The following is a 20943-nucleotide window of genomic DNA, read 5'->3' on the forward strand; positions in this document are numbered from 1 at the left end:
GCGGGCCGCTACGTCGTCGGCGGGCCGTTACGCCGCCGGCAGAGGGGTGAGCAGAAAGCGCCCGACCAGACCCACGGTCGCGTCGACGCGCTCCGCGAACTCCTCCGCCAGTTCCGGCACCCCGCGCAGCCCCCACAGCGCGCGGAACGCCGCCCATGCGGCGTCCCGCGCCTTCTCCAGGCTCCAGGAGCCGACGAGATGGGTGAGCGGATCGGCCACGTCCAGCAGGTCGGGGCCGGGCATCAGCTCCTCCCGGATCCGCTCCTCCATCCCCGTGAGCAGCGCGCCGATCCGGTCGAAATCGCCCTCCAGGGCGTCCGGTTCGAGGTCCCGGGCCCGGCAGGTGTCCAGCAGCGCGAGCGCCAGGTCATGGCCGATATGGGCGTTGATCCCGGCAAGCGCGAACTGCACCGGGCGGACCGCCGGATGGCGCCGGAGCTGGAACAGGGGCCGCCAGCAGGCGGGCGGCCGCCCGCCCGTGACCACCGCGTCGACCGCCGCCAGATAGCGCTCGGCGAACCGCACGTCCAGCTCCTCGGTGGCGGACGGGTCGTGGAAATACCCGTCCGTGAGCCGGCGGCCGACCTCCTCGGTGACCGACAGATACACCCCGTTGAAGACCGCCACCCCATCCCTGGGCGGCAGCGCCGCGCCGAGCGCGCTCATGCGCGCCACGACGCTCTGCACGGTGCGCGGCGCGAGCCGCGTGGGCGTGGGCATCGTCATGGACGCCAGGGTGGCAGGCCGGACCGGGTGCGGTCCTGCCGTACGCCGCCGCTTCCCCTGGACGGTCTAACGCCCCGTCAACCGGCGTATCACAGCACTCCCGCGTCGCGCGCCGTCCAGATCGACGGATACAGCGGCCGCCAGCCCAGCTCATCGCGGAGCCGCAGGTTGGAGGTGATCCCGGACCAGGGGTCGTCGTCCGTCCGCCCGGTCATGCCCTCGGGCAGCGGCACACCGCCGATCCCGTGCAGTTCGACGACGGTCGCCGGGGCGTCGTCGACGATGTTGTACTTGCGGCCCGACACCGAGCCGCCGGCCGTGCCGCCCGGTGCGCGCAGCAGCCGCAGCAGCGCCTGCGTCGCATCCGCGTGGTGGACCATGGCGAGCCGCTGGCTCCCGGCCCAGTTTCCCGCGAGCGCCAGGAAGTTCGACACATGCGGATCGCCGTCCCCGTACACGAAGGCCAGGCTGCCGATCCGCAGATCGAGGCCGTGCTCGCGGTGCAGCGCCAGCAACTCCCGCTCCGCCTCCGCCTTCGAGGCGGGGTAGGCGCCCCACAGCAGACCGCCGGGCACGCTCTCGTCGTCCTCCGTGAACGGCCGGCCGCGTGAGGCGCCGTACACCAGATTGGTGCTGACCTGGAGGAACCGGCTCGTCCCGGCCTCGACCGCGGCCCGTCCGAGAGCGACCGCCGCGTCCCGGTTGACCGCCCACGCCTCCTCGTCCGGCACCCCGCGGAAGGCCGCCGCGATGTTGACCACCGCATGCACCCCCTCCATGGCCCTCCGCAGATCCTTCTCCTCGCGCAGATCGCCCACCGTGAGCTGCGCGCCCTGGGCCGCGAAGGGCGCACCGCGCTCCTCGTCGCGCACCAGCACCCGTACCTCGGTACCGGCCGCGGGCCGCTCCAGCAGCCGCTTGGTGAACCGCCGTCCCACCTGGCCGGTCGCACCCGTCACCAGAATCAAGGGCATCAGCATCCGCCTTTCGTCTCGTTCGCTCGGCCTCAGCCTGCGACGGCCTCGGCGGGGCCGGGAGAGACCTCCCCATCCAGGGATCGGCAGACCCTGGATACGCGACGCGGGCGCGGCGACCATGGGAGTGTGCATCGATCGGAACTCGCCGACTTCCTGCGCCGCTGCCGCGCCCGCCTCGGCCCCGCCGAGGTGGGCCTGACGCCCGGCCCCCGGCGCCGTACGCCCGGACTGCGCCGGGAGGAGGTGGCCCAGCTCGCGGGCATGTCACCGGACTACTACACCCGGCTGGAGCAGGCCCGCGGCCCGCGCCCGTCCCGCCAGATGCTGACCGCGCTGGCCCGGGCGCTGCGGCTCACCGACGACGAGCGCGACTATCTCTTCCACCTGGTGGGGGAGGAGCCGCCGCGCGACCGCAGTACCTCGGGGCATGTGCGGCCCGGTCTGCTCAGGGTGCTGGACCGGCTGTACGACACCCCGGCCCAAGTGATCACCGACTGGGGCGAGGTGCTGGCGCAGAACGCGATGGCGGCGGCGCTGGTCGGCGACATCACGGCCCGGCCGCCCGGCGACCGCAATATCGTCCGGAGCTTCTTCGCCCGGCCCGACGACACCTCCGGCGTCCCCGGGATCTTCCCGAGCGAGGAGCTAGCGGAGCACGCCCGGCTGCATGTGGCCACCCTCAGGGCCGTGCTCGCGGCGCGTCCCGACGACCCGGGCCCGGCGGCCCTGGTGGCCGAACTGCTGTCGGCCAGCGCGGAGTTCGCGGCGCTGTGGGAGGACCATGAGGTGGCCGTACGGCACTCCACGGTCAAGCGGTTCATCCACCCGGTGGTGGGCGCGATGGAGCTGGACTGCGAGGTCCTGCTGAGCTCGGAACACGCCCAGCGGCTGATCGTCCATACCGCCCGCCCCGGCACCGAGTCCGCCGAGCGGCTCGAACTGCTCCGGGTGCTGGGCCTGCAGGACCTCGCCCCGCAGGGGTGAGTCCGCCAGCGGTCAGGCCGGGCGGTCGTCGTCGTATCCGCTGGTGCCCGCGTCCAGCAGGGGCTCCTGTGGCTTCAGATGGGCCGGGGCCAGGGCGCGCAGGACGTGGTAGCCGAGCAGCACCACGATCGTGCCGAGCGCGATCCCGCCCAGCTCGAAGTTCTGGCCGATCTTCAGGCTGACGCCGCCGACGCCGATGATGACGCCCGCCGCGACCGGCACCAGATTGAGCGGATTGCGCAGGTCCACCTTGTTGTGCACCCAGATCTGCGCACCGAGCAGCCCGATCATGCCGTAGAGGATGACGGTGATCCCGCCCAGCACCCCGCCCGGCACGGCCGCCACCACCGCGCCGAACTTCGGGCACAGCCCGAAGAGCAGCGCGAAGCCCGCGGCGGCCCAGTACGCGGCGGTGGAGTACACCCGGGTGGCCGCCATGACCCCGATGTTCTCGGAGTACGTCGTATTGGCCGGGCCGCCGACCGATGTGGAGATCATGGTCGCCGCGCCGTCCGCGGCGATCGCCGTGCCCAGTTGGTCGTCGAGCGGATCGCCGATCATCTCGCCGACCGCCTTCACATGCCCGGCGTTCTCGGCGATCAGCGCGATCACGACCGGCAGCGCCACCAGCACCGCCGACCAGTGGAAGCTGGGCGCGTGCAGGGACGGCAGACCGATCCAGTCCGCCTTGCCCACACCGGACAGATCCAGCCGCCAGTGGTCGGTGACCCGTCCGCTGCCGTCGATCGAGTGGATCCTGCCGAAGACGCGGTCGAAGACCCAGGACACCGCATAGCCGAAGACCAGCCCCAGGAAGATCGCGATACGTGACCAGAAGCCCCGCAGACAGACCACCGCCGCCCCGGTGAGCAGCATCGTCAGCAGCGCGGTCCACTGATCGGCGGGCCAGTACGTACCGGCGGTCACCGGCGCGAGATTGAACCCGATCAGCATGACCACCGCGCCGGTCACCACCGGCGGCATCGCCGCGTGGATGATCCGGGCGCCGAATTTCCGCACCGCCAGACCGCTCAGCAGCAGCACCCCGCCGACCACCAGGATCGCCCCGGTGACGGCGGCGCTGCCGCCGCCCTGCGCCCTGATCGCGGCGGCCACGCCGACGAAGGACAGGCTGCACCCCAGATAGCTGGGGATCCGGCCGCGGGTCGCCAGCAGAAAGAGGATGGTCGCGACGCCGGACATCATGATCGCGAGGTTGGGGTCGAGCCCCATCAGCACCGGGGCGACGAAGCTGGCCCCGAACATGGCCACGACATGCTGTGCGCCGAGTCCCGCCGTCCTCGGCCATGACAGCCGCTCATCCGGCTTGACGACGGCGCCGGGGGCGGGGGTACGCCCATCACCGTGCAGGGTCCAGCGCACGCCGAGGCCCATGACTGCTCCACTTCATCGCTACGGGGAATTCGCAGCAATGTTAGTTGGCCGAAATTGTGCGCCGTGCAGCTATGTGGGGATGCCCTCGGTGACGTCCTTGCGCGAAGGCTCACAGCGGCTTTCAGGGAACGACCGGCACGGACGGAGCGCCTGGTGGCAGGTTGAACGGCGTGACCACCTGGATCGCCGAGGGCAGCGCGGGGCCGTCGTCGGGGAGTGCCTTGTGGGCGCGCATGATGATCTGGCAGGTGCGGCGCATGTCCTGGCGCAGGTCGTGGTGGAGGACCGCGGAGAGGCGGTGCTCGCGCAGCAGGCGGGTGTTGTCGTGGTCGAGGTCGTGGGCGATGAACACCGCGCACTCCCGCCCGAGCGTCTCGAAGGCGTGGAGGGTCGCGAGGTTGCCGCCGCCCACGGAGTAGACGGCGATGATGTCCTGGTCGCGCTTGAGTGCCTCGAGAACGAGGTCGTGCTGGGTGGCGTCGAGGCCGTCGCTGTCGGTGACCTCCACCAGGGAGCGTCTGGGCTCGGCGAGACGCATGGCGCTGCGGAAACCCATCTCGCGTTCCTCCTCGCCCCTGAAGGAACCGCGGCTGATAGTGGTGAGCACGTTGCCGGGCCGCTTGCCCAGCCACTGTCCGAGGAGGTAGGCGGCGGTGGTGCCCGCCGCGCGGTTGTCGATGCCGACGTACGCCAGGCGGGCGCTGTGGGGCAGGTCGGTCACCAGAGTGACGACCGGGATGCCGGCCGCGACCAGGCGGCCGACCGCGGCCGCGATCTCCGGCTCGTCGGGGGCCTTCAGTATCACGCCCTGCGAACCACGCTTCGCGATCTTGTCCAGGGTTGCGATCAGCTCCTCGGGAGGGCATGCCTCCCGGAAGTGGAAGCGCGAGCGCACGAGAGCGGGATGCAGGGAGGGCAGTTCGGCTTCGAGTGCGTCCCGTACCGCGGTGGAGAACCGCTCCGGAGTCTGCATCACGATGTCGATCATGAAGGTGCGGCCCCCGAGCCGGACCTGGCTCTGCTGGCGGTCCAGGTCCTTGATGGCCTCATGCACCTCCCTGATCGTGCTCTCCGTCACGTTGCCCCGCTCATTGAGGACGCGGTCGACCGTGGCCGTGCTCAGTCCGGCCTGGCGGGCGATTTCCCTGATCGGGTAGCGGTGTCGCATGACTGATCCCAAAAGCTGATGATGAATTTTTGATGCATTGATAAGCATTGAATGATGGGTTCGGGTTCTCAAGACTGGCAGAAACCCACGGACCGCGAAAGGCTCGGCCGAGCGGATTGAACAGAACGTCGCGCTCTACGGCAGCGATCGGCTCCGCTCTCGTCTTCACCGGCCGTCGGGCCGAGGCCGGCGAGAAGCTCGCCGAGGACACGGGCGGGCGCTTCGTGCGGGCGGACCTTCCCGATCCGGCGCAGGCGCGCAACAGCGCCGTACAGGCCGTGGACGCTCATGGGCGCATCGACTGCTTCGTCAACGCGGCGGGGCTGACGCGCAACGCGTCCCACGCGCACCGCTGGGACCGGATCCGGATCAACGGCCTCAACATCGGCTGGACGGACACCGAGGGCGAGGACGCCACACACCTTCGTCATGGACCGCTTCGCCGCCGCCTAGCGCGCCGAACTCACCGCCCCGTACGACTTGACGAGGTGCGCAGCTGGAAACGCAGCTGGAAACAGGGGTGGTGGGGACGACCGTTGGTCCGTCCCCACCACCCCTGCGGCATTTACCTCACCAGCGTCGCGGCAGTCCGGTACGCCGCTGCGGCGGCCTCCCGCACCGGCAGCGCACGGTGCGTGTCGGAGAGGATCTCCACACCCCAGGGGCCGGTCCAGCCGGCGGTACGGAGCGCGGTGATGATCCCCGGGAGGTCGAAAGAGCCCTCTCCGCACAGGCGACGGCGCCGGACAGTGTCCTCGAAAAGAGTGCCGACGACCTCGCTGTCGGCGTCGTTGAGCTCCACGCCCACGATCCGTGACCCGGGTACGACCGCCAGGTCGGCGGGTGGGGTGTGGGCGCGCTCGGTGTGCCAGACGTCGATGATGAGGCCACCCGCCGGGTGACCGGCGGTCTCGACGAGCCGGAGTCCGTCGTGCACGGTCTTGAGGTTGGACCAGGGCAGGAACTCGATCCCGAGCCGGGCGCCCACCCCGTCGGCCTGTGCCGCCAGCGTGGCGAACTCCTCGGCCCAGGTGTCGAGGTCCCAGGGCTCGTCCGCCACGTCGGGCCCGATCTTGAGGGTGCGTGCGCCGAGTGCCTCGATGGCGCTCAGGAGGCCGCTACGGACGGCGTCCGACGCGGCCCGCCGGGGTCCGTCGGCCCACCAGTCGGTCAGCAGCTCCAGCTCGATGTGGCTGATCCCGTTGTCCTCGAAGAGGGACCGGATGCCGGCGAGCCCGTATGCGCGCTCGGCCTCCACCAGGTCCGCGTACAGCAGCCCGAAGCCCGTGAACCCGGCGTCGCCCGCCGCTTCCGCACGTTCCCGCAGGCTCAGCGGACTGCGTTGGTCATCCTGATCGGGAGCGGCGTCGCCCGCAGTGGTCCAACACGTGGCCAGAAATTCGTCAGCGGTCATTTATATTTCCTGGATTCCTCGTGTTCGGAAAAAGGAGCCGGCACGCAACGAATGGCAATTCCAAGAACGGACAGCAGGTCGCCCCGGAATTCTTGGATGCCCCGCGCGTGCCGGTCAATCCCTCAGAAGACATCAAATACACATCAGGCCCGTGCAGGCGCGATACCACGCAGCACCGTGCGCAGATGCTCGGCGCTGGCCCACACATCGTCGACCGGCGCCTTTTCCTTGGGCTCCTCGGTCAGGATGGTGTCCTGTTCCAGGACGTACCAGCCGTCGTAGCCGCGTGCGCTGAGGTGGGCGACGATGGCCTGGACGTCCACGTCTCCCGCTCCCAGCGGGAGGTACATGCCCTTGCGTACGGCCTCGGTGTAACCGAGGTGTCCGGACTGGACCTTGGCGGCGAGGGAGGTGTCCACGTCCTTCATATGGGTGTGGGCGATCCGCTCGGGCGCCTGGCGGGTGAGCTCGGCCGGGTCGGTGCCGCCGATGAGCAGGTGCCCGGTGTCGAGGCAGAGCGAGATGGCCGAGTGCTCCAGGACGCGCCGGACCTCGTCGCCGTTCTCGATCATCGTGCCGACGTGCGGGTGCAGGACGGCACGTACGCCGCGTTCGGCGGCGAGCCGGGTCAGCCGGTCGAGGTTGGACAGCAGCAGCTTCCAGCCGTCGGCGTCGAGTTCGGGGCGGGAGTCGTAGCCGTCCTGGCCGGTGACGGCGGACAGGACGAGGACTTCCGCGTTCGAGGCGGCGTAGCTCTCCAGAAGCTGTTCGGTCTCGGGCAGCGGGTCGTGTCCGGGCACGTGCAGCAGCAGTGGGGTGAAGCCGCCGACCGCGTGGAGGTCATGGTGGGCGAGAACCCGGGCCATGGCGTCCGGCCGGCCGGGCAGGAAGCCTTCGGGGCCGATCTCGGTGGCGGACAGGCCGACTTCGCGCATCTCGTTCAGCACCCGCTCGGGCGTCAACTGGTAGCCCCAGCCGGGGACTTCGCATACGCCCCAGGAGATGGGCGCGCCGGCGATCCTGTTCAGAGGTGACGTGGTCATGCCGTGGCCTTTCGATGGTTCCAGTCGGGGTCGGCGAGCGCGGCCGGCGGGCGGCCCGCGAGGACGTCCGCGACACCGCGGGCGGCGTCGACGAAGGTCAGGGTCATCGCCCGGCGCGTCATGCCCATCAGATGGGGGGTGAGGACGACGTCGGGGTGGTCGAACAGCGGATGGTGACGGGCCGGCTCGGGGTCGAACACGTCCAGTCCGACGCCCGACAGCCGGCCCGACTCCAGGGCGGCCAGGGTGGCGTCCGGGTCGAGCAGGCCACCGCGGCCGCAGTTGACCAGGATCGCCCCCGGTTTGACGCGGGACAGCAGCCGCTTGTTCACGAGGTGCCGGGTGCCCTCGACAAGCGGCGTGTGCAGGGTGAGCACATCGCTCGACTCGGCCAGCTCACCGAGGTCGGCGCAGGCGAACTCCGGCGGTGGAGGGCTGAACGGGTCGTGGGCGAGCGTCCGCATGCCGAAGGCGGCGGCGAGTTCGCCCACTCGGCGGCCGATGCGGCCGTAGCCGACGATCCCGAGGGTGGCGCCGTCCAGGTCGCCGACCGGTACGGCGTTCCGCTCGGCCCAGCGGCCGTCCCGTACCAGGTCGGTCAGCGGTCTCAGCCGCTTGGTCAGGTGCAGGGCCATGGCGAAGACGCCCTCGGCCACGGCCCGGCTGCCGCTGCCCGGGGTGATGACCACGGGGATGCCACGGGCGGATGCCGCCGCCACGTCGACCAGGTCGACGCCGACACCGGTGCGGGCGATGACCCGCAGCCGTGGCGCCCGCCGAAGGAGGTCCTCGTCGACCCGCCGGTCGGCGCGGACGATGGCGCCCTCGGCGACCGCGAGGTCATCGGGCGTGGGATCGGTGACGAAGGTGACCCGCTCCCCGAGGACGGGGCCCACCGTGTCGGCATCGACGGGGCCCAGAGCCACTACGACGTGCTCGGACATACGATCAACTCCGCGCCGGATGACCGAAGGCCGCCCCCGGCACCGCGGGCACCGGCTGCCAGGAGCCGCTCGCCGCGGAGGCCGCCGCCGTCGCGATCACCTCGGCGACGGCGTGGGCGTCCTCGATCGTCGAGTTGTGGTGCTCGATGCCGGCCACGGCGGCCAGGAACTTCTTGGCCTCGATCACCTTGAGGTCGTCGTAGCCCATGCTGTTGCCGGGGCCGGGCTGGAAACTCGCGTAGTCGCCCATGTGGCCGTTGCCGAGCACGGTGGTGTAGCCCTGGTGCGGGCCACTGCGGCCGAGGGCGATGCGCAGCTCGTTCATGCGCTCGAAGTTCCAGGTGACCGAGCCGTCGGTGCCGTAGATCTCGAAACCGATGCCGCACTGCGGGCCGACGATGACGCGGGACGCCTCCAGGGTGCCGACGGCGCCGCCCCGGAAGCGGGCCAGGGCGGCGCTGTAGTCGTCGTTCTCCACGGCCGCCATCTCACCGTCCTCGATCACCGCGAAGTGCGTGCCCGAGCCCATGGGCAGAATCGGGCGCTCGGTGTAGACGGTGCTGGTGAGGGCGGAGACCTCGTCGATCGGGGCGACGACGTAGCTGACGAGGTCCACGACATGGCTCATCAGGTCGCCGAGCGCGCCGTGCCCGGCCAGGTCCCGCTTGAAGCGCCAGGACAGGGCGCCCTTGGGCTCGGAGGCGTAGCCGGAGAAGAAGGTGGCGCGCACGTTGGTGATACGGCCCAGGCGCCCCTCGGCGATCAGCTCGCGGGCCCGCTCCACGGCGGGGGCGTGCCGGTAGTTGTAGCCGATGGAGGTGACGACTCCCGCCGCGCGGGCCGCGGCGGCGACCTCGGCGGTCTCCTCGGCACCGCGCCCGACGGGCTTCTCGATCCAGAACGGCTTGCCGGCCTTCGCGGTGGCGATGCCGATCTCGTGGTGGAGGAGGTTGGGCGCGCAGATCGAGACGACCTCGACGTCCGGGTCGTCGAGGACGGCGCGGTAATCGGTTGTGGCCTTCGCGTAGCCGAGGACGTCACGGGCGTAGGCCGCGCGGTCCTCGGCTGTGTCGGCGGCGTGCACCAGGCGGGGCTTGATGCCCAGCTCGGGGTAGACGGACGGCAGGGCCTGGTAGGCGCGGCTGTGGAGCTTGCCCATCCAGCCGACGCTGATCAGTCCGACGCCGATCTCGCGTGCGGCGCCCGGGGTGGTGGGGGTCATGATCGTGTCTCCTGGGAGTCCGGGGAGTCCTGTGGCCGGGGCCGGGCCCGGCCGAGCGCGGCGGACAGGGCCGTCGCGAGCAGGGTCGAGTCGGAGCCGATGGCGATGAACGTCCAGCCCTCGGTCCGTTTCGCGGCCGCGGCCGCCCCGTCGGGGACGAGGAGTCCGCATGCCTTGCCATGCGCGGCAGCGGCCTCCCGGACGCGCTCCAGAGCTTCTCGATAGACCGGTGCGGTGAACTCGCCGGGCACACCGAGGTCGTGGCTGAGGTCACGGGGGCCGACGAACAGGACGTCGACGCCGTCCAGCGCCGCGATCGCCTCGACCTCCGCCAGGGCGCTCGCCGACTCGATCTGGACCACACAGAGGATCTCGCCCTCCCGGTCCAGAGCCCCGGCATCGAGTCCGAAGCGGCACGCCCGGTTGTAGGTGGCCACGCCCCGATCCCCCGCAGGCGGGTACCTCAAGTGCCGTAGCGCTTCCCGGACTTCGGCCACCGTGTCGAGGCGGGCCAGCATGATCCCGGCGGCGCCCAGGTCGAGGACGCGGCCGATGCGGATACGAGCCGCGGACTCCACCCGTACGACGGTCGGGACGCCGTAGGCCGCCGCCACGGGGACGGTCGCACGGGCCTGCTCCTCTCCCCCCGCACCGTGTTCGAGGTCGAGCAGCAGCCAGTCGGCCCCGGCGGCGGCGCACACCTCGGCCGTGACCGCGGAAGCGGTGCCCACGAAGGTGCCCAAGGTGACCGCACCGGACGCGAGCCGGGTGCGCAGTCGGCCGTGATCCAAGGGAGAGCGGCTCATCCGTACCACCTCTGGGACGCCAGACCCGCTTCGTACTCGCCGCGCAGCCGCGCGACCGCTTCCTGCTCGGAGACCTCGGCCGGGGCCACGTCCCACCACACACCGGCGCCGGGAAGGTCGGCGTGCGGGATCACGGGGACCACCAGGACGACGGGGCCGTCGTGGTCGCGGGTCTCGGCCAACGCGGTACGCACCTCGTCGGCGGTGGTGGCGCGGATCGCACGGGCCCCCAGGCCCGCCGCGGTCCGGACGAGGTCGACCTGGAGATAGTCGCCTTCCAGGCGGGCGGGCTTGCCGGAGCCGATCTCCAGGCCGCCGTCGCGGTAGCGGAACTCGTTGCCGAACTCCCGTCCGCTGCGCAGCATCTGGAGCCGGTGGATGACCTGGTAGCCGTGGTTCTCCGGGATCACGATCGTGACCGGGAGCCGCTCCTGGGCGGCCGTGACCAGCTCGGTCGGCGCCATGAGGAAGGTTCCGTCGCCCAGCAGGGACAGCACCCGCTTCGACGGGTCCGGCTCGGCGAAGCGGACACCGATCGCGGCGGGCAGCTCGTAGCCCATGCAGGAGAATCCGAACTCCAGGTGGGCGAACCGGCCTTCGGTGGCGTCCCACACCTTCAGCAGGTCGCCGGGCGGACCGCCGGCGGCGGCGATGATCGTGTCGCCGGACCGCGCGTGCTCCTGGAGCAGGCCGATCAACTGTCCCTGGCTGAGGACCGCGTCGGTGTCGCGTACGACATCGGAGTCCTCGGGCAGCGACGCGAAGTCGAAGGAGGCGTCCGGGTCGAGCGCGGCGGCGCGTTGCTCCTGCCACCGCTCGTCGAGGACGCGCACCCTCTCCTGCCAGCTGGCCGGGGTGGTGGTGCCGTTCGCCCGTACGGCGTCCGTCAGCGCGGCCAGCGCCCGCTGGGCATCGGCCACGATGCCGGTCGCGCCCAGGCGGCCCGCGTCGTTGACGTTGACGTTGATGCTCGCGAAGCGCACGTCCGGGTTGTGGAAGATGGAGTGCGAGGCGGTGGCGAAGTCCGTCAGACGCGAGCCCACGGTGAGCACGAAGTCGGCTTCCCGGGCAAGGGCGTTGACCACCGGAGTGCCCTCGAGGCCGATGCCGCCGAGCTGCCACCAGGCACGGCGCTGGATGGCGCCCTTGCCCGCGAATGTCTCCGCGACGGGGACGCCCGCCGCGTCGGCGAGTGCCTCCAACTCCTCGGTGGCACCCGAGTGCACGACCCCGCCACCGGCGATGATCAGCGGCTTCTCCGCCTCGGCGAGCATCCGCGCCACCGCCGCGACCTCGTCGGCGTCCGGCGCCGGGCGGCGGATCGGCCAGTCGCGCTCGGCGAAGAACTCCACCGGGTAGTCGTAGGCGTGGGACTGGATGTCCTGCGGGAGGGAGACGACGACCGCGCCGGTGTCGACATGGGTGAGGGCCCGCATCGCCGCGGGCAGCGCGGTCAGGAGCTGCTCCGGCCGGGTGATGCGGTCGAAGAAGCGGGAAACGGGCCGGAAGGCATCGTTCACCGAGGCGTCGGCCTCCACCGGGTGTTGCAACTGCTGGAGTACGGGCCCCTGGTGACGGGTCGCGTAGGTGTCGCCCGGCAGCAGCAGGACAGGCAGCCGGTTGACGGTGGCGAGGCCCGCCCCGGTCACCATGTTGAGCGCGCCCGGGCCGATGGAGGCGGTCACGGCGAGGGCGGCGTGCCGCTTGGTCGCCTTGCCGTAGGCCGTCGCGATGTGGACCAGTGCCTGCTCGTTACGGCCCTGGACGAAGGGGAGTCGGTCGCTGAGCTGGTCGAGGGCCTGGCCGAGGCCGGCCACGTTGCCGTGGCCGAAGATGCCCAGCGCGGCCGGTATGAGGCGGCGGCGGTGGCCGTCGGCCACGGAGTACTGCCGGGACAGGTAGGTGACGACGGCCTGGGCGACGGTGAGGCGCACCGTGCGCCGCTGCGTCCGGTCGGTCATGAGTCGGCTCCTGATCGGGGGTGGGTACGGGGACGCGGCCGGGTCACCAGGGGCGGCCGTGCAGGACGACGGTCTTGGCCTCGGTCATCTCGCTGACCGCGGCGCGGGGGCCTTCCTTGCCGTAACCGCTGCCCTTCAGACCGCCGTACGGCATGAGGTCGGCACGCCACAGAGGCGTCCAGTTGATGTGGACGGAACCGGCGTCGATCTCCCGGATGGCCCGGACCGCGCCGGCCACGTCGGAGGTGAAGATGCCGGCGCCGAGGCCGTAGGCGGTGCCGTTGGCCTGGGCGATGGCGGACTCCCAGTCGGCGGCCGGGCTGACGGCGACCGCCGGGCCGAACAACTCCTGCTGGCTGAAAGGGGAGTTGGGATCGACATCGGTCACGACGGCCGGGGTCACCACGGCACCGTCGCGCTCGCCACCGGTCAGGACGCGTGCGCCGTCCGCCCCGGCCTGTGCGATGGCCCGCTCCACCCGTTCCGCCTCGGCGGTCGTGATCAGGGAGCCCATGGTCGTGTCGGGGGACGACGGGTCCCCGGTCCGGATGGCCCGGACCTTGGGGACGAGGGCGTCGAGGAAGTCCGCGGTGATCTCGGGGTGCGTGATCACTCGCTGGACGGAGATGCACACCTGCCCGGCGTTGACGTAACCGCCCAACGCGACGGCACCGGCGGCCAGTTCGAGATCGGCGTCGGGCAGTACGACGACCGGGCAGGAGGCGCCCAGTTCGAGGGAGAGCTTCTTCACCCCGGCGACCCGCGCGATGTGCTCGCCGGTCTCCGTGGATCCGGTGAAGGAGATCTTCCGTACCCGGGGGTCGGTCACCAGGGCGTCCCCCAGCACCCCGCCGGAGCCGACGAGCACCGAGAGCACGCCCTCGGGAAGCCCGGCGTCCACGAAGCACTCGGCGAGCTCCAGCGCGGTCAGCGGTGTCGCGGTGGCCGGCTTGAGGACGACCGCGTTGCCCGCCGCGAGCGCGGGCGCCAATTTGTGGAGCACGAGCAGTGCGGGGTAGTTGAACGGCGTGATGGCCACCACGACCCCGCACGGCTGGCGCAGCGTGAAGCCCACCTTGTCCTGGCCGGTGCCGCCGTTGGCGTCCAACGGCAGCGTCTCACCGTAGAGCTGGGTGCCCTCGAAAGCCGCGAGACGGATCAGGTCCCCGGATCGCGACGCCTCGCCGGTGGCCTCGGTGATGGTCTTGCCCGATTCCGAGCTGATGGTCTGCGCGATCATGGCGGCCCGCTGGTCGGCGAGCTCCGCCGCACGCAGCAGGATCGTCATCCGCTCATGAGCGGGGGTACGCCGCCATACCCTGGCACCCCGCTCCGCCGCCGTCAGGGCCGCCTCGACGTCCTCGGGGCCGGCCACCCCCACGGTACCGACGGTCGAGCCGTCGAAGGGCGACGTCACATCCCGGGTCCGTCCCGACCCTGCCGACGCTTGCCACTGGCTTCCGATGAGTAGTTCCGCGGGCGCCATCGCCTTCTCCCTTCCGAAACCGTCAAGGCTGGTCCGTGACTCTCCGAGGAGTCCCGAAAGACCTCTCACAAGGTCGGAGAAGTACTGATCAGCCAACGGCCAGCCCGTTCACATGGCCGCAACGGTAGGCGGGCCGCGGGGCATTACTGAAGGGGTGGAACCCATCATTACCACGTCATTGAACCCATCATTTTTCCCTCATCGGTGCCGTCGGCGCGCTCACCCCGGGGTGGACCGTGCACGCTGTCGTAGCACCCCCTCCCGAACACTCGACGAGCAGAAGGAAGCGCAGACCACATGGCTACGTCAGCCGCCCAGTCCCGCACCATCGCCTTCATCGGCCTCGGCATCATGGGCTCTCCCATGGCAGCCAACCTCGTCCGGGCCGGGCACACTGTCATCGGATACAACCGGAGCCGTCCGGCGGTGGACCGCCTCGTCGGGGCGGGCGGCCAGGGGGCGGACAGCGCCGCCGCGGCAGTCGCCGACGCGGACGTGGTCATCACGATGCACCCCGCGGATCCGCAGGTCGCCGAGGTCGTGCTCGGTCCGGACGGCCTCCTGGCGCGCGTCCGCACCGGCACCCTCCTCATCGACATGAGCAGCGTCAGCCCACAGACAGCCGTCACGATCGCCGAGGCGGGCCGTGACAAGGACGTCCGCGTCCTGGACGCCCCCCGTGTCCGGTGGCGAGGCCGGCGCCATCGATGCCGTGCTGTCCATCATGGTCGGCGGCGACGCCGAGGACTTCGCCGACGCCGAACCGCTCCTGCGTGCTCTTGGGACGACCGTCGTCCACGTGGACCCGCACAGAGCGGGCCAGACCGTCAAGGCCGCCAACCAGCTCATCGTCGCGGCCAACATCCAGGCCCTGGCAGAGGCGGTCGTGTTCCTGGAGAAAGCGGGTGCCGACCTTCCCTCCGCACTGGAGGTCCTCGGCGGCGGGCTGGCGGGCTCCACCGTCCTCGCCCGGAAGAGGGACGCCATGCTGAACCGGGACTTCAGGCCCGGCTTCCGCATCGACCTGCACCACAAGGACATGGGCATCGTCACCGACGCCGCCCGGGCCGTCGGCGCCGTCCTCCCCCTGTGCTCCCTGACCGCCCAGCTGATGGCCTCCGCCCGCGCCAACGACGACGGTGCGCTGGACCACTCCGCCCTGCTGCGCGGCGTCGAACGGCTCTCGGGCCGAGCCGTGGACTGAGACCCGCGGAGGTGGCGGGCCCCAACGTCCGGCAGCGGTGGCGGTGCCGGATCGCACGCCGAGGCCCGTAACTGCTCCACTCGGCCGAAATATGCGCCGTGCGGCTATGCGGGGGTGCCCTCGGTGACGTCCTTGGTGAAGTCCTCGGCCAGCGACTGCGCCTGGGCGTAGGAGGGCAGGCCGGCGGTCTGACGGGCAGGGGCGGGGGCGTCGGGGTGGGCGATCGTCCAGGCCAGCTCGACGGCGCGGTCCAGGGCGGCCCGGAAGAGCAGCGAACCGCAGCTGATCCGCCGCACCCCGAGCTCCGCGAGCCGCTCATAGGTGTGGCGGCCGGGGGTGAAGAGGATGTTCAGCGGGGTTTCGCCGAGGTCGTCGGCCAGTGCGCCGATGTCGTACTCATCGGTGAGCGCGGGCACGAAGATCCCGTCCGCGCCCGCTTGCACATACGCCTCGATGCGCTCGGCGGTGGTGGACAGCGAGGGCGGGGTGCCGCCACCGATCGCGGCGAGCCAGTGGGTGTCGGTCCGCGCGTTCACGAACAGCCGCGGCACCCGCTCCTTAACGGCCGCGAGCACCGCGCACTGCCGGGCCAGGGGCGCGAGGGTGCCGTCGGGGCGGCCGTCCTCGATGTTCACGCCGACCACCCCGGCCCGGTCCAGCTCGGCCGCGAGCGCCGCCACCTCCTCGGGCCGCTCGCCGAACCCGCCCTCGATGTCGACGCTGACCAGCGCCGGGAGCCGGGCGATGCCGCGGGCGAGGGCGAGGGTCTCGTCGCGGGCGGCGCCCGTCGCGTCCGGCAGCCCGGCCGCCGCGGCCACCCCGAGGCTGGTGGTGCCGATGGCGGGGAAACCGCGCCGGACGAGGGCGGCGGCGGAGGCGTGGTCCCACGCGTTGGGCAGCAGCAGGGGCCGCTCGCCGTGGTGGAGCCGGTGGAAGGCGGTGCGGCGGTCGGGCGCCCGGGCGTCGCTCTTGTCGCTCATATCACCGACCGTAGGGCCGGATCGCTTCGGCGCTCACCGAACAGTGGCGCCGTCGGGGATCGGCGAGCTGTCCCGCCTCGCGCCCCCGCCCCCGTCAGGGAAGCGAGGCCCGGGAGGCAGACGGATCGGGGTGCGGGGCGGGGTCCGCGGCGTCCGTCTCCGCCGGGGTCCGCAGCACCCCCGCTCCCACCACCAGCCCCAGCGTCAACGTCGTGACCAGGCAGAACGAGATCGTCAGCGAGGTCAGGTCCGCGATCGAGCCCATCGCCGCCGGAGCGATCAGACCCGAGGTGTACGTGATCGTGGCGACGCCCGCGATGGCCTGGCTCGGGGCCGGGCCGCTGCGCCCGGCGGCGGCGAAGGCCAGGGGCACCACAACCGCGATGCCCAGGCCGATGAGGCCGAATCCGGCGATGGCGAGGCCGGCGCCGGGGGCGGTGACCACGAGTATGCCGCCGGCGGTGGCGAGGAGGCCGCCGGTTCGTACGGTCCGCACCGGCCCGAAGCGGCCCACCACCGCGTCCCCGATGAGCCGGGCACCGGCCATGGTGCAGGAGAAGGCGGTGGTGCAGGCGGCGGCGATACCGGGGGAGGAGTCCATGACATCGCGCAGATAGACCGCCGACCAGTCCAGGCTCGCCCCCTCGGCGAAGACCGCGCAGAAACCCACCGCGCCGATGATCAGTGCGGAGCGGGGCGGGAGGGCGAACCGCGGCGGCGGGTGCTCCTCGGGGGCGCTGCGCAGGTCGAGGACCCAGTGGCAGGCCACCGCGCCGAGCACCGTGAGGACCCCGGCGGCGATGCCGAGGTGGAGCCGGGCGTCGGCCTCGGCGTGCGCGGCGATCGTGCCCGCCGCCGAGCCGGTGAGCGCTCCCGCGCTCCACATGCCGTGCAGCCCGGACATGATGGAGCGGCCGAGGCGGTTCTCGACCTCCACACCGAGGGCGTTCATGGCGACGTCGGACGTCCCGGCCGTCGCCCCGAAGACGAAGAGCGCACCGCACAGCCAGACCAGACCCGGCGCCAGCGGGGGCAGCACCAGCCAGGCGGTCCACAGGGCGAGCAGTCCGCGCAGCGCCGCGCGGGCGCCGAAGCGATGGCTGATCCGCCCGGCCAGGGGCATCGCGACCGAGGCCCCGATGGCGGGAAAGGCGAGCGCGAGGCCGAGTTGACCAGCGCTGAGGTCCAGCCGCTCCTGGATCCAGGGGATACGGGTGGCGAAGTTGCCGGTCACCGCGCCGTGCACGGCGAACACCGCGGCCACGGCGATCCGCGCCCGCCGTACCGGGCGCATCTCGGACGCCCCCGCTTCCTTGAGCCTGCCCATACCTGTCGCACCCTCCCCGTTGCGCCGGCCCGTGCCGTGGTCCACGGGAAACTATCAGGAAGGGTCCCTGATAGATAGGGCTTTTCCCGTGGCCTTCTGGAAGGATCCCGGCATGACGTCGACGAGCGTGTCCGTGGCGGGCCGCACCGCCTCCCCGAGTACGGCGCGGGCCATCAACGACCGCCTCGCCCTGCATCTGCTCAAGGACGAGGGGCCGTTGACCGCGGGGCAGCTCAAGTCGCTGACCGGGCTGTCCCGTCCCACCATCGCGGACCTGGTCGAGCGGCTGCGGCAGACCGGGCTGGTGGCGATCGTGGGGGAGGCGGGCGCGGAGCGCCGGGGGCCCAACGCGCGGGTGTACGGGATCGTCGCCGAGAGCGCGCATGTGGCCGGGGTCGACGTCCGTACGGACAGCGTGGCCGTATGCGTGGCCGATCTGCTGGGCCGGACCAAGGCGGAGGAGTCACTTCCGGTGGCCCCGGACGGGGATCCGGTGCGTACCGTGGCGGCCGCGGTGGCCCTGGTGGAGCGGGCCGCCGAGCGGGCCGGGGCGGCGCGGTTGCACCACATCGGCATCGGGGTGCCCGGTCTCATCGACCCCGCCACCGGGGAGCTCAACTCCACCGGCGGGCTGCCCTCCTGGCACCGTGAGCTGGCCACCGCGCTCCACGCCGACCTCGCGGCACCGGTGCTGCTGGAGAACGAGGTCAATCTCGCGGCCGTCGCCGAACAGCGGATGGGCACGGTGCGGGACCGCGACACCTTCGTCCTGCTGTGGCTCGGCCACGGCATCGGCGCGGCCGTGGTGCTCGACCGGGTGCTGCGGCGCGGTGCGTCCGGCGGCACCGGGGAGATCGGCTTTCTGCCGGTGCCGGGCACCTCGGGGCTGCCCTCCGCCACCGGCTGCGACGGTGGGTTCCACTCCCTGGTGAGCAGCGGCGCGGTCTGCGAACTCGCCCAGGAGCACGGCCTGGAGGCCGCGGCGGGCGGCGAACGCGGGGCGGGGGCGGAGGGCTCCGGCGCGGCGGAGGCGGCGATCCGCGCGGCCCTCGACGCGGGGGAGCGCGGCGAGGCGTTCCTGGACGCGCTGGCGGCCCGTATCGCGCTGGGCGTCGCGGCGATCTGCGCGGTGCTCGACCCGGGGTGCGCGGTGCTCGGCGGTGAGGTCGGCCGGGCCGGGGGCGATGGGCTCGCCCGGCGGGTGGAGGACCATGTCGCCCGGCTGTCGCCGCTGCGGACGCGGGTGCGCGCGGGGGTCGTTGGCGGCGGCGGGGTGTTGCGGGGCGCCGTGCTGACGGCGCTGGACGCGGCGCAGAACGAGCTGTTCGGCGCCCCGTAGCCGTCGGTCACCCGCCCTCCTGGGGTGAGGACATTCCTGTGCGATCTCTTGTCGTGCCCATGGAGCCGCCCTACTCTGAGCCCGATCTCAAGTCTGAATAGCGTTCAGATATCTGATTGGAGTGCTCAATGGGTGCACCTCCAGCGGGACGCGGGCGGTTCGCCCGGGCGATCGTCACCGCCTCCGCCCTCCTGGCCGTCCTGGCGGTCTCCGCCGCCCCCTCCGCGCAGGGCGCCGAGCCCGCCCGGCATTCCGGCTCGGTGCCCCGGACGGTGGTGCTCGACGGGCCCCGGCTGTCCCTCACCAAGCTGAAACTGCAGCTAGGAGACCGGAATCTGCGGCGGACCGTACGCGATCTGACCGCCCAGGCCGACCAGTGGATGGAGCAGGGCCCCTGGACGGTCACCGACAAGGACCAGGTGCCGCCCAGCGGCGACAAACACGACTACTTCAGCCAGGCCCCCTACTGGTGGCCGAGCCAGCCCAAGACCGACGACAATCCGTACGGCTGCCCTTACGTTCAGAAGGATGGCCAACGGAACCCCGACGTGGACAAGATGACGGACCGTCCCGAGGTCGGCAAGGTCTTCGAATCCGCCTACGAGCTCTCCCTGGCCTGGTACTACACCGGTAAGCGGGCCTACGCCGAGCACGCCGCCGACATCCTGCGCACCTGGTTCGTCACCCCGGCGACCCGGATGAACCCGAGCCTGAACCACGCCCAGTTCATCCCCTGCATGTACGACGGCCGCTCGATCGGGATCATCGACTTCTCCCAGGGCTTCACCAGCCTCCTCGACGCCGCCGCCCTGCTCGACACCGGCGCCCCCGGCTGGTCCAAGAGCGATCACGAAGGCTTCCGGACCTGGAACAAGCAGTTCCTGGACTGGCTGGTGAACAGCGACTTCGGCAAGGAGGAAGGCGCCGCCGAGAACAACCACGGCACCTTCTACGACATGCAGGTCGCCGCCATCGCCACCGCCGTGGGCGACCGGGACCTCGCCCGCCAGGTGCTCCGCGACGCCCGCACCAAGCGCATCGACACCCAGATCGCGGCCGACGGCACGCAGCCCCAGGAACTCGAGCGCACCCGCAGCTTCCACTACTCGACGTTCAACCTCGTCGCGTACACGCGGATGGCCGCCATCGGCAAGCACGTCGGTGTGGACCTGTGGCACTACACCGGGCCCGGCGGTGCGAACCTCTTCAAGGCGGTCGACGTCCTGCTTCCGGCGGCCACCGGCGCCGCGCCCTGGCCGTATCCGGAGCTCGACCTCCGCGCCTACGCGGCGAGCGACATCGTCCACGCGGCGGCCGACGCCGGGGACCGCAAGGCCCGCGCGGCGGTGGACAAACTCCAGGCCCCGCCCGGCGGCGACCTGTGGGCCCTGCGGCCAGCGGTGGAGCAACTGGACAGCATCGCGCAGGGGTAGTGGGGCAACGGGTTTTCTCCCCCACCCCGCCCCTTCCCGAAACCGGGGGCAAGCCCCCGGCCCCCCGGGCCCCGGTTCGGGACCGGCGTGGATGCCGCGGAGTCCGTTGAGGCGCGGGCGCCCGACAGGCGGCAGGGGCGGGGGCTGGCCCGTGGCGGCCTTCGGGCCGCTGGTGGTGGTGGCGTCGGCCCGGGGTTGTCGGGGCCGGGGTTGTGCTCTTGGCCCAGGCAGGGGCTGTGATCGAGGGCAAGTCCCCGGCCCCCGTTCGGGACCGGTCTGGATGCGGCGGAGTCCGCCGAGACCCCGGCGTTCCACGGGTGGCAGGGGCGGGGGCGGGCCCGCGGCGGGCTTCGGGGCGCTGGTTGCGGAGGTGCTGGTCCGGGGTTGTCGGGGTCGGGGTTGTGCCCCCGGTTCGGGACTGGTCTGGATGCTGCGGAGTCCGGTGAGGCCCCGGTGCCCCGCGGGCGGCCGGGGTAGGTGTGGGCCCGCGTCCGGTGGGCGCCGCGGCCGCCGGTGGTGGACGCGTCGCCCCGG

16 protein-coding genes and 2 pseudogenes are annotated in these 20943 nt (G+C 72.0%); 5 read left to right on the top strand and 13 right to left on the bottom strand.

Features of this window, described 5'->3' with window-relative positions; all coding sequences use genetic code 11:
• Nucleotides 1–27 precede the first annotated feature (27 nt).
• The gene (locus J5X86_RS34450; protein ID WP_208520615.1) at nt 28–726 is read right to left on the bottom strand and encodes a DUF5995 family protein; all 699 of its coding nucleotides are present in this window, start codon (nt 724–726) and stop codon (nt 28–30) included.
• A gap of 89 nt (nt 727–815) precedes the next feature.
• On the bottom strand, nt 816–1700 hold the full coding sequence (locus J5X86_RS34455) for an NAD(P)-dependent oxidoreductase (RefSeq protein ID WP_208520616.1): 885 nt from the start codon (nt 1698–1700) through the stop codon (nt 816–818).
• 129 nt (nt 1701–1829) lie between these two features.
• Here J5X86_RS34455 and J5X86_RS34460 point away from each other — a divergent pair, with 129 nt between their 5' ends.
• Complete coding sequence (locus J5X86_RS34460) at nt 1830–2687, top strand: helix-turn-helix transcriptional regulator (protein WP_208520617.1); 858 nt, start codon at nt 1830–1832, stop codon at nt 2685–2687.
• 12 nt (nt 2688–2699) lie between these two features.
• On the opposite strand, the gene J5X86_RS34465 is transcribed toward J5X86_RS34460, so the two are convergent.
• Together J5X86_RS34465 and J5X86_RS34470 are read right to left on the bottom strand one after the other, a co-directional pair.
• Nucleotides 2700–4082 (bottom strand): uracil-xanthine permease family protein, encoded by a 1383-nt coding sequence (locus J5X86_RS34465; protein WP_208520618.1) that lies wholly within the window; start codon nt 4080–4082, stop codon nt 2700–2702.
• Nucleotides 4083–4203: 121 nt separating this feature from the next.
• On the bottom strand, nt 4204–5250 hold the full coding sequence (locus tag J5X86_RS34470) for a LacI family DNA-binding transcriptional regulator (RefSeq protein ID WP_208520619.1): 1047 nt from the start codon (nt 5248–5250) through the stop codon (nt 4204–4206).
• A 128-nt stretch (nt 5251–5378) separates the two neighbouring features.
• Here J5X86_RS34470 and J5X86_RS34475 point away from each other — a divergent pair.
• Nucleotides 5379–5669: pseudogene (locus J5X86_RS34475) on the top strand (SDR family oxidoreductase); the annotation flags it as partial.
• 146 nt (nt 5670–5815) lie between these two features.
• Here the strand turns inward: J5X86_RS34475 and J5X86_RS34480 are convergent.
• The 7 genes from J5X86_RS34480 to J5X86_RS34510 all read right to left on the bottom strand — a co-directional run bounded on the left by J5X86_RS34480 (nt 5816) and on the right by J5X86_RS34510 (nt 14057).
• Nucleotides 5816–6664, bottom strand: coding sequence for a sugar phosphate isomerase/epimerase (locus tag J5X86_RS34480; RefSeq protein WP_208520620.1), 849 nt, complete (start codon nt 6662–6664; stop codon nt 5816–5818).
• A 143-nt stretch (nt 6665–6807) separates the two neighbouring features.
• Complete coding sequence (locus J5X86_RS34485; protein ID WP_208520621.1) at nt 6808–7707, bottom strand: sugar phosphate isomerase/epimerase; 900 nt, start codon at nt 7705–7707, stop codon at nt 6808–6810.
• Nucleotides 7704–8651, bottom strand: coding sequence for an NAD(P)-dependent oxidoreductase (locus J5X86_RS34490; RefSeq protein ID WP_208520622.1), 948 nt, complete (start codon nt 8649–8651; stop codon nt 7704–7706). Before J5X86_RS34490 ends, J5X86_RS34485 begins: the two co-directional genes overlap by 4 nt.
• A 4-nt stretch (nt 8652–8655) precedes the next feature.
• A complete protein-coding gene (locus tag J5X86_RS34495; RefSeq protein ID WP_208520623.1) occupies nt 8656–9873 on the bottom strand; it encodes a Gfo/Idh/MocA family protein in 1218 nt (405 codons plus the stop codon).
• Nucleotides 9870–10679 (bottom strand): HpcH/HpaI aldolase/citrate lyase family protein, encoded by an 810-nt coding sequence (locus tag J5X86_RS34500; protein ID WP_208520624.1) that lies wholly within the window; start codon nt 10677–10679, stop codon nt 9870–9872. Before J5X86_RS34500 ends, J5X86_RS34495 begins: the two co-directional genes overlap by 4 nt.
• On the bottom strand, nt 10676–12640 hold the full coding sequence (gene iolD / locus J5X86_RS34505; RefSeq protein ID WP_208520625.1) for a 3D-(3,5/4)-trihydroxycyclohexane-1,2-dione acylhydrolase (decyclizing): 1965 nt from the start codon (nt 12638–12640) through the stop codon (nt 10676–10678). Before iolD ends, J5X86_RS34500 begins: the two co-directional genes overlap by 4 nt.
• Before the next feature lie 43 nt (nt 12641–12683).
• Nucleotides 12684–14057 (bottom strand): aldehyde dehydrogenase family protein, encoded by a 1374-nt coding sequence (locus tag J5X86_RS34510; RefSeq protein WP_374229319.1) that lies wholly within the window; start codon nt 14055–14057, stop codon nt 12684–12686.
• 366 nt (nt 14058–14423) lie between these two features.
• Between J5X86_RS34510 and J5X86_RS34515 the strand changes: the two are divergent.
• A pseudogene (locus tag J5X86_RS34515) lies at nt 14424–15330 on the top strand (2-hydroxy-3-oxopropionate reductase).
• Nucleotides 15331–15434: 104 nt separating this feature from the next.
• On the opposite strand, the gene J5X86_RS34520 reads toward J5X86_RS34515, so the two are convergent.
• Both J5X86_RS34520 and J5X86_RS34525 read right to left on the bottom strand, forming a co-directional pair.
• Complete coding sequence (locus J5X86_RS34520; RefSeq protein ID WP_208520627.1) at nt 15435–16310, bottom strand: isocitrate lyase/phosphoenolpyruvate mutase family protein; 876 nt, start codon at nt 16308–16310, stop codon at nt 15435–15437.
• Between the two features lie 94 nt (nt 16311–16404).
• A complete protein-coding gene (locus J5X86_RS34525) occupies nt 16405–17637 on the bottom strand; it encodes an MFS transporter (RefSeq protein WP_208520628.1) in 1233 nt (410 codons plus the stop codon).
• A gap of 112 nt (nt 17638–17749) precedes the next feature.
• On the opposite strand from J5X86_RS34525, the gene J5X86_RS34530 reads away from it, so the two are divergent.
• Both J5X86_RS34530 and J5X86_RS34535 read left to right on the top strand, forming a co-directional pair.
• Entirely contained in the window at nt 17750–18976 is a 1227-nt protein-coding gene (locus J5X86_RS34530) for an ROK family transcriptional regulator (RefSeq protein ID WP_208520629.1), read from the top strand.
• A gap of 128 nt (nt 18977–19104) precedes the next feature.
• Nucleotides 19105–20409 carry an alginate lyase family protein gene (locus tag J5X86_RS34535; protein WP_208520630.1) on the top strand — a complete coding sequence of 435 codons (1305 nt, stop codon included), beginning with the start codon at nt 19105–19107 and terminating at the stop codon, nt 20407–20409.
• Nucleotides 20410–20943 lie beyond the last annotated feature (534 nt).

Origin of the sequence: Streptomyces sp. NEAU-YJ-81, from assembly GCF_017592595.1 — a bacterium.
Taxonomy (GTDB): Bacteria; Actinomycetota; Actinomycetes; order Streptomycetales; family Streptomycetaceae; genus Streptomyces; species Streptomyces hygroscopicus_B.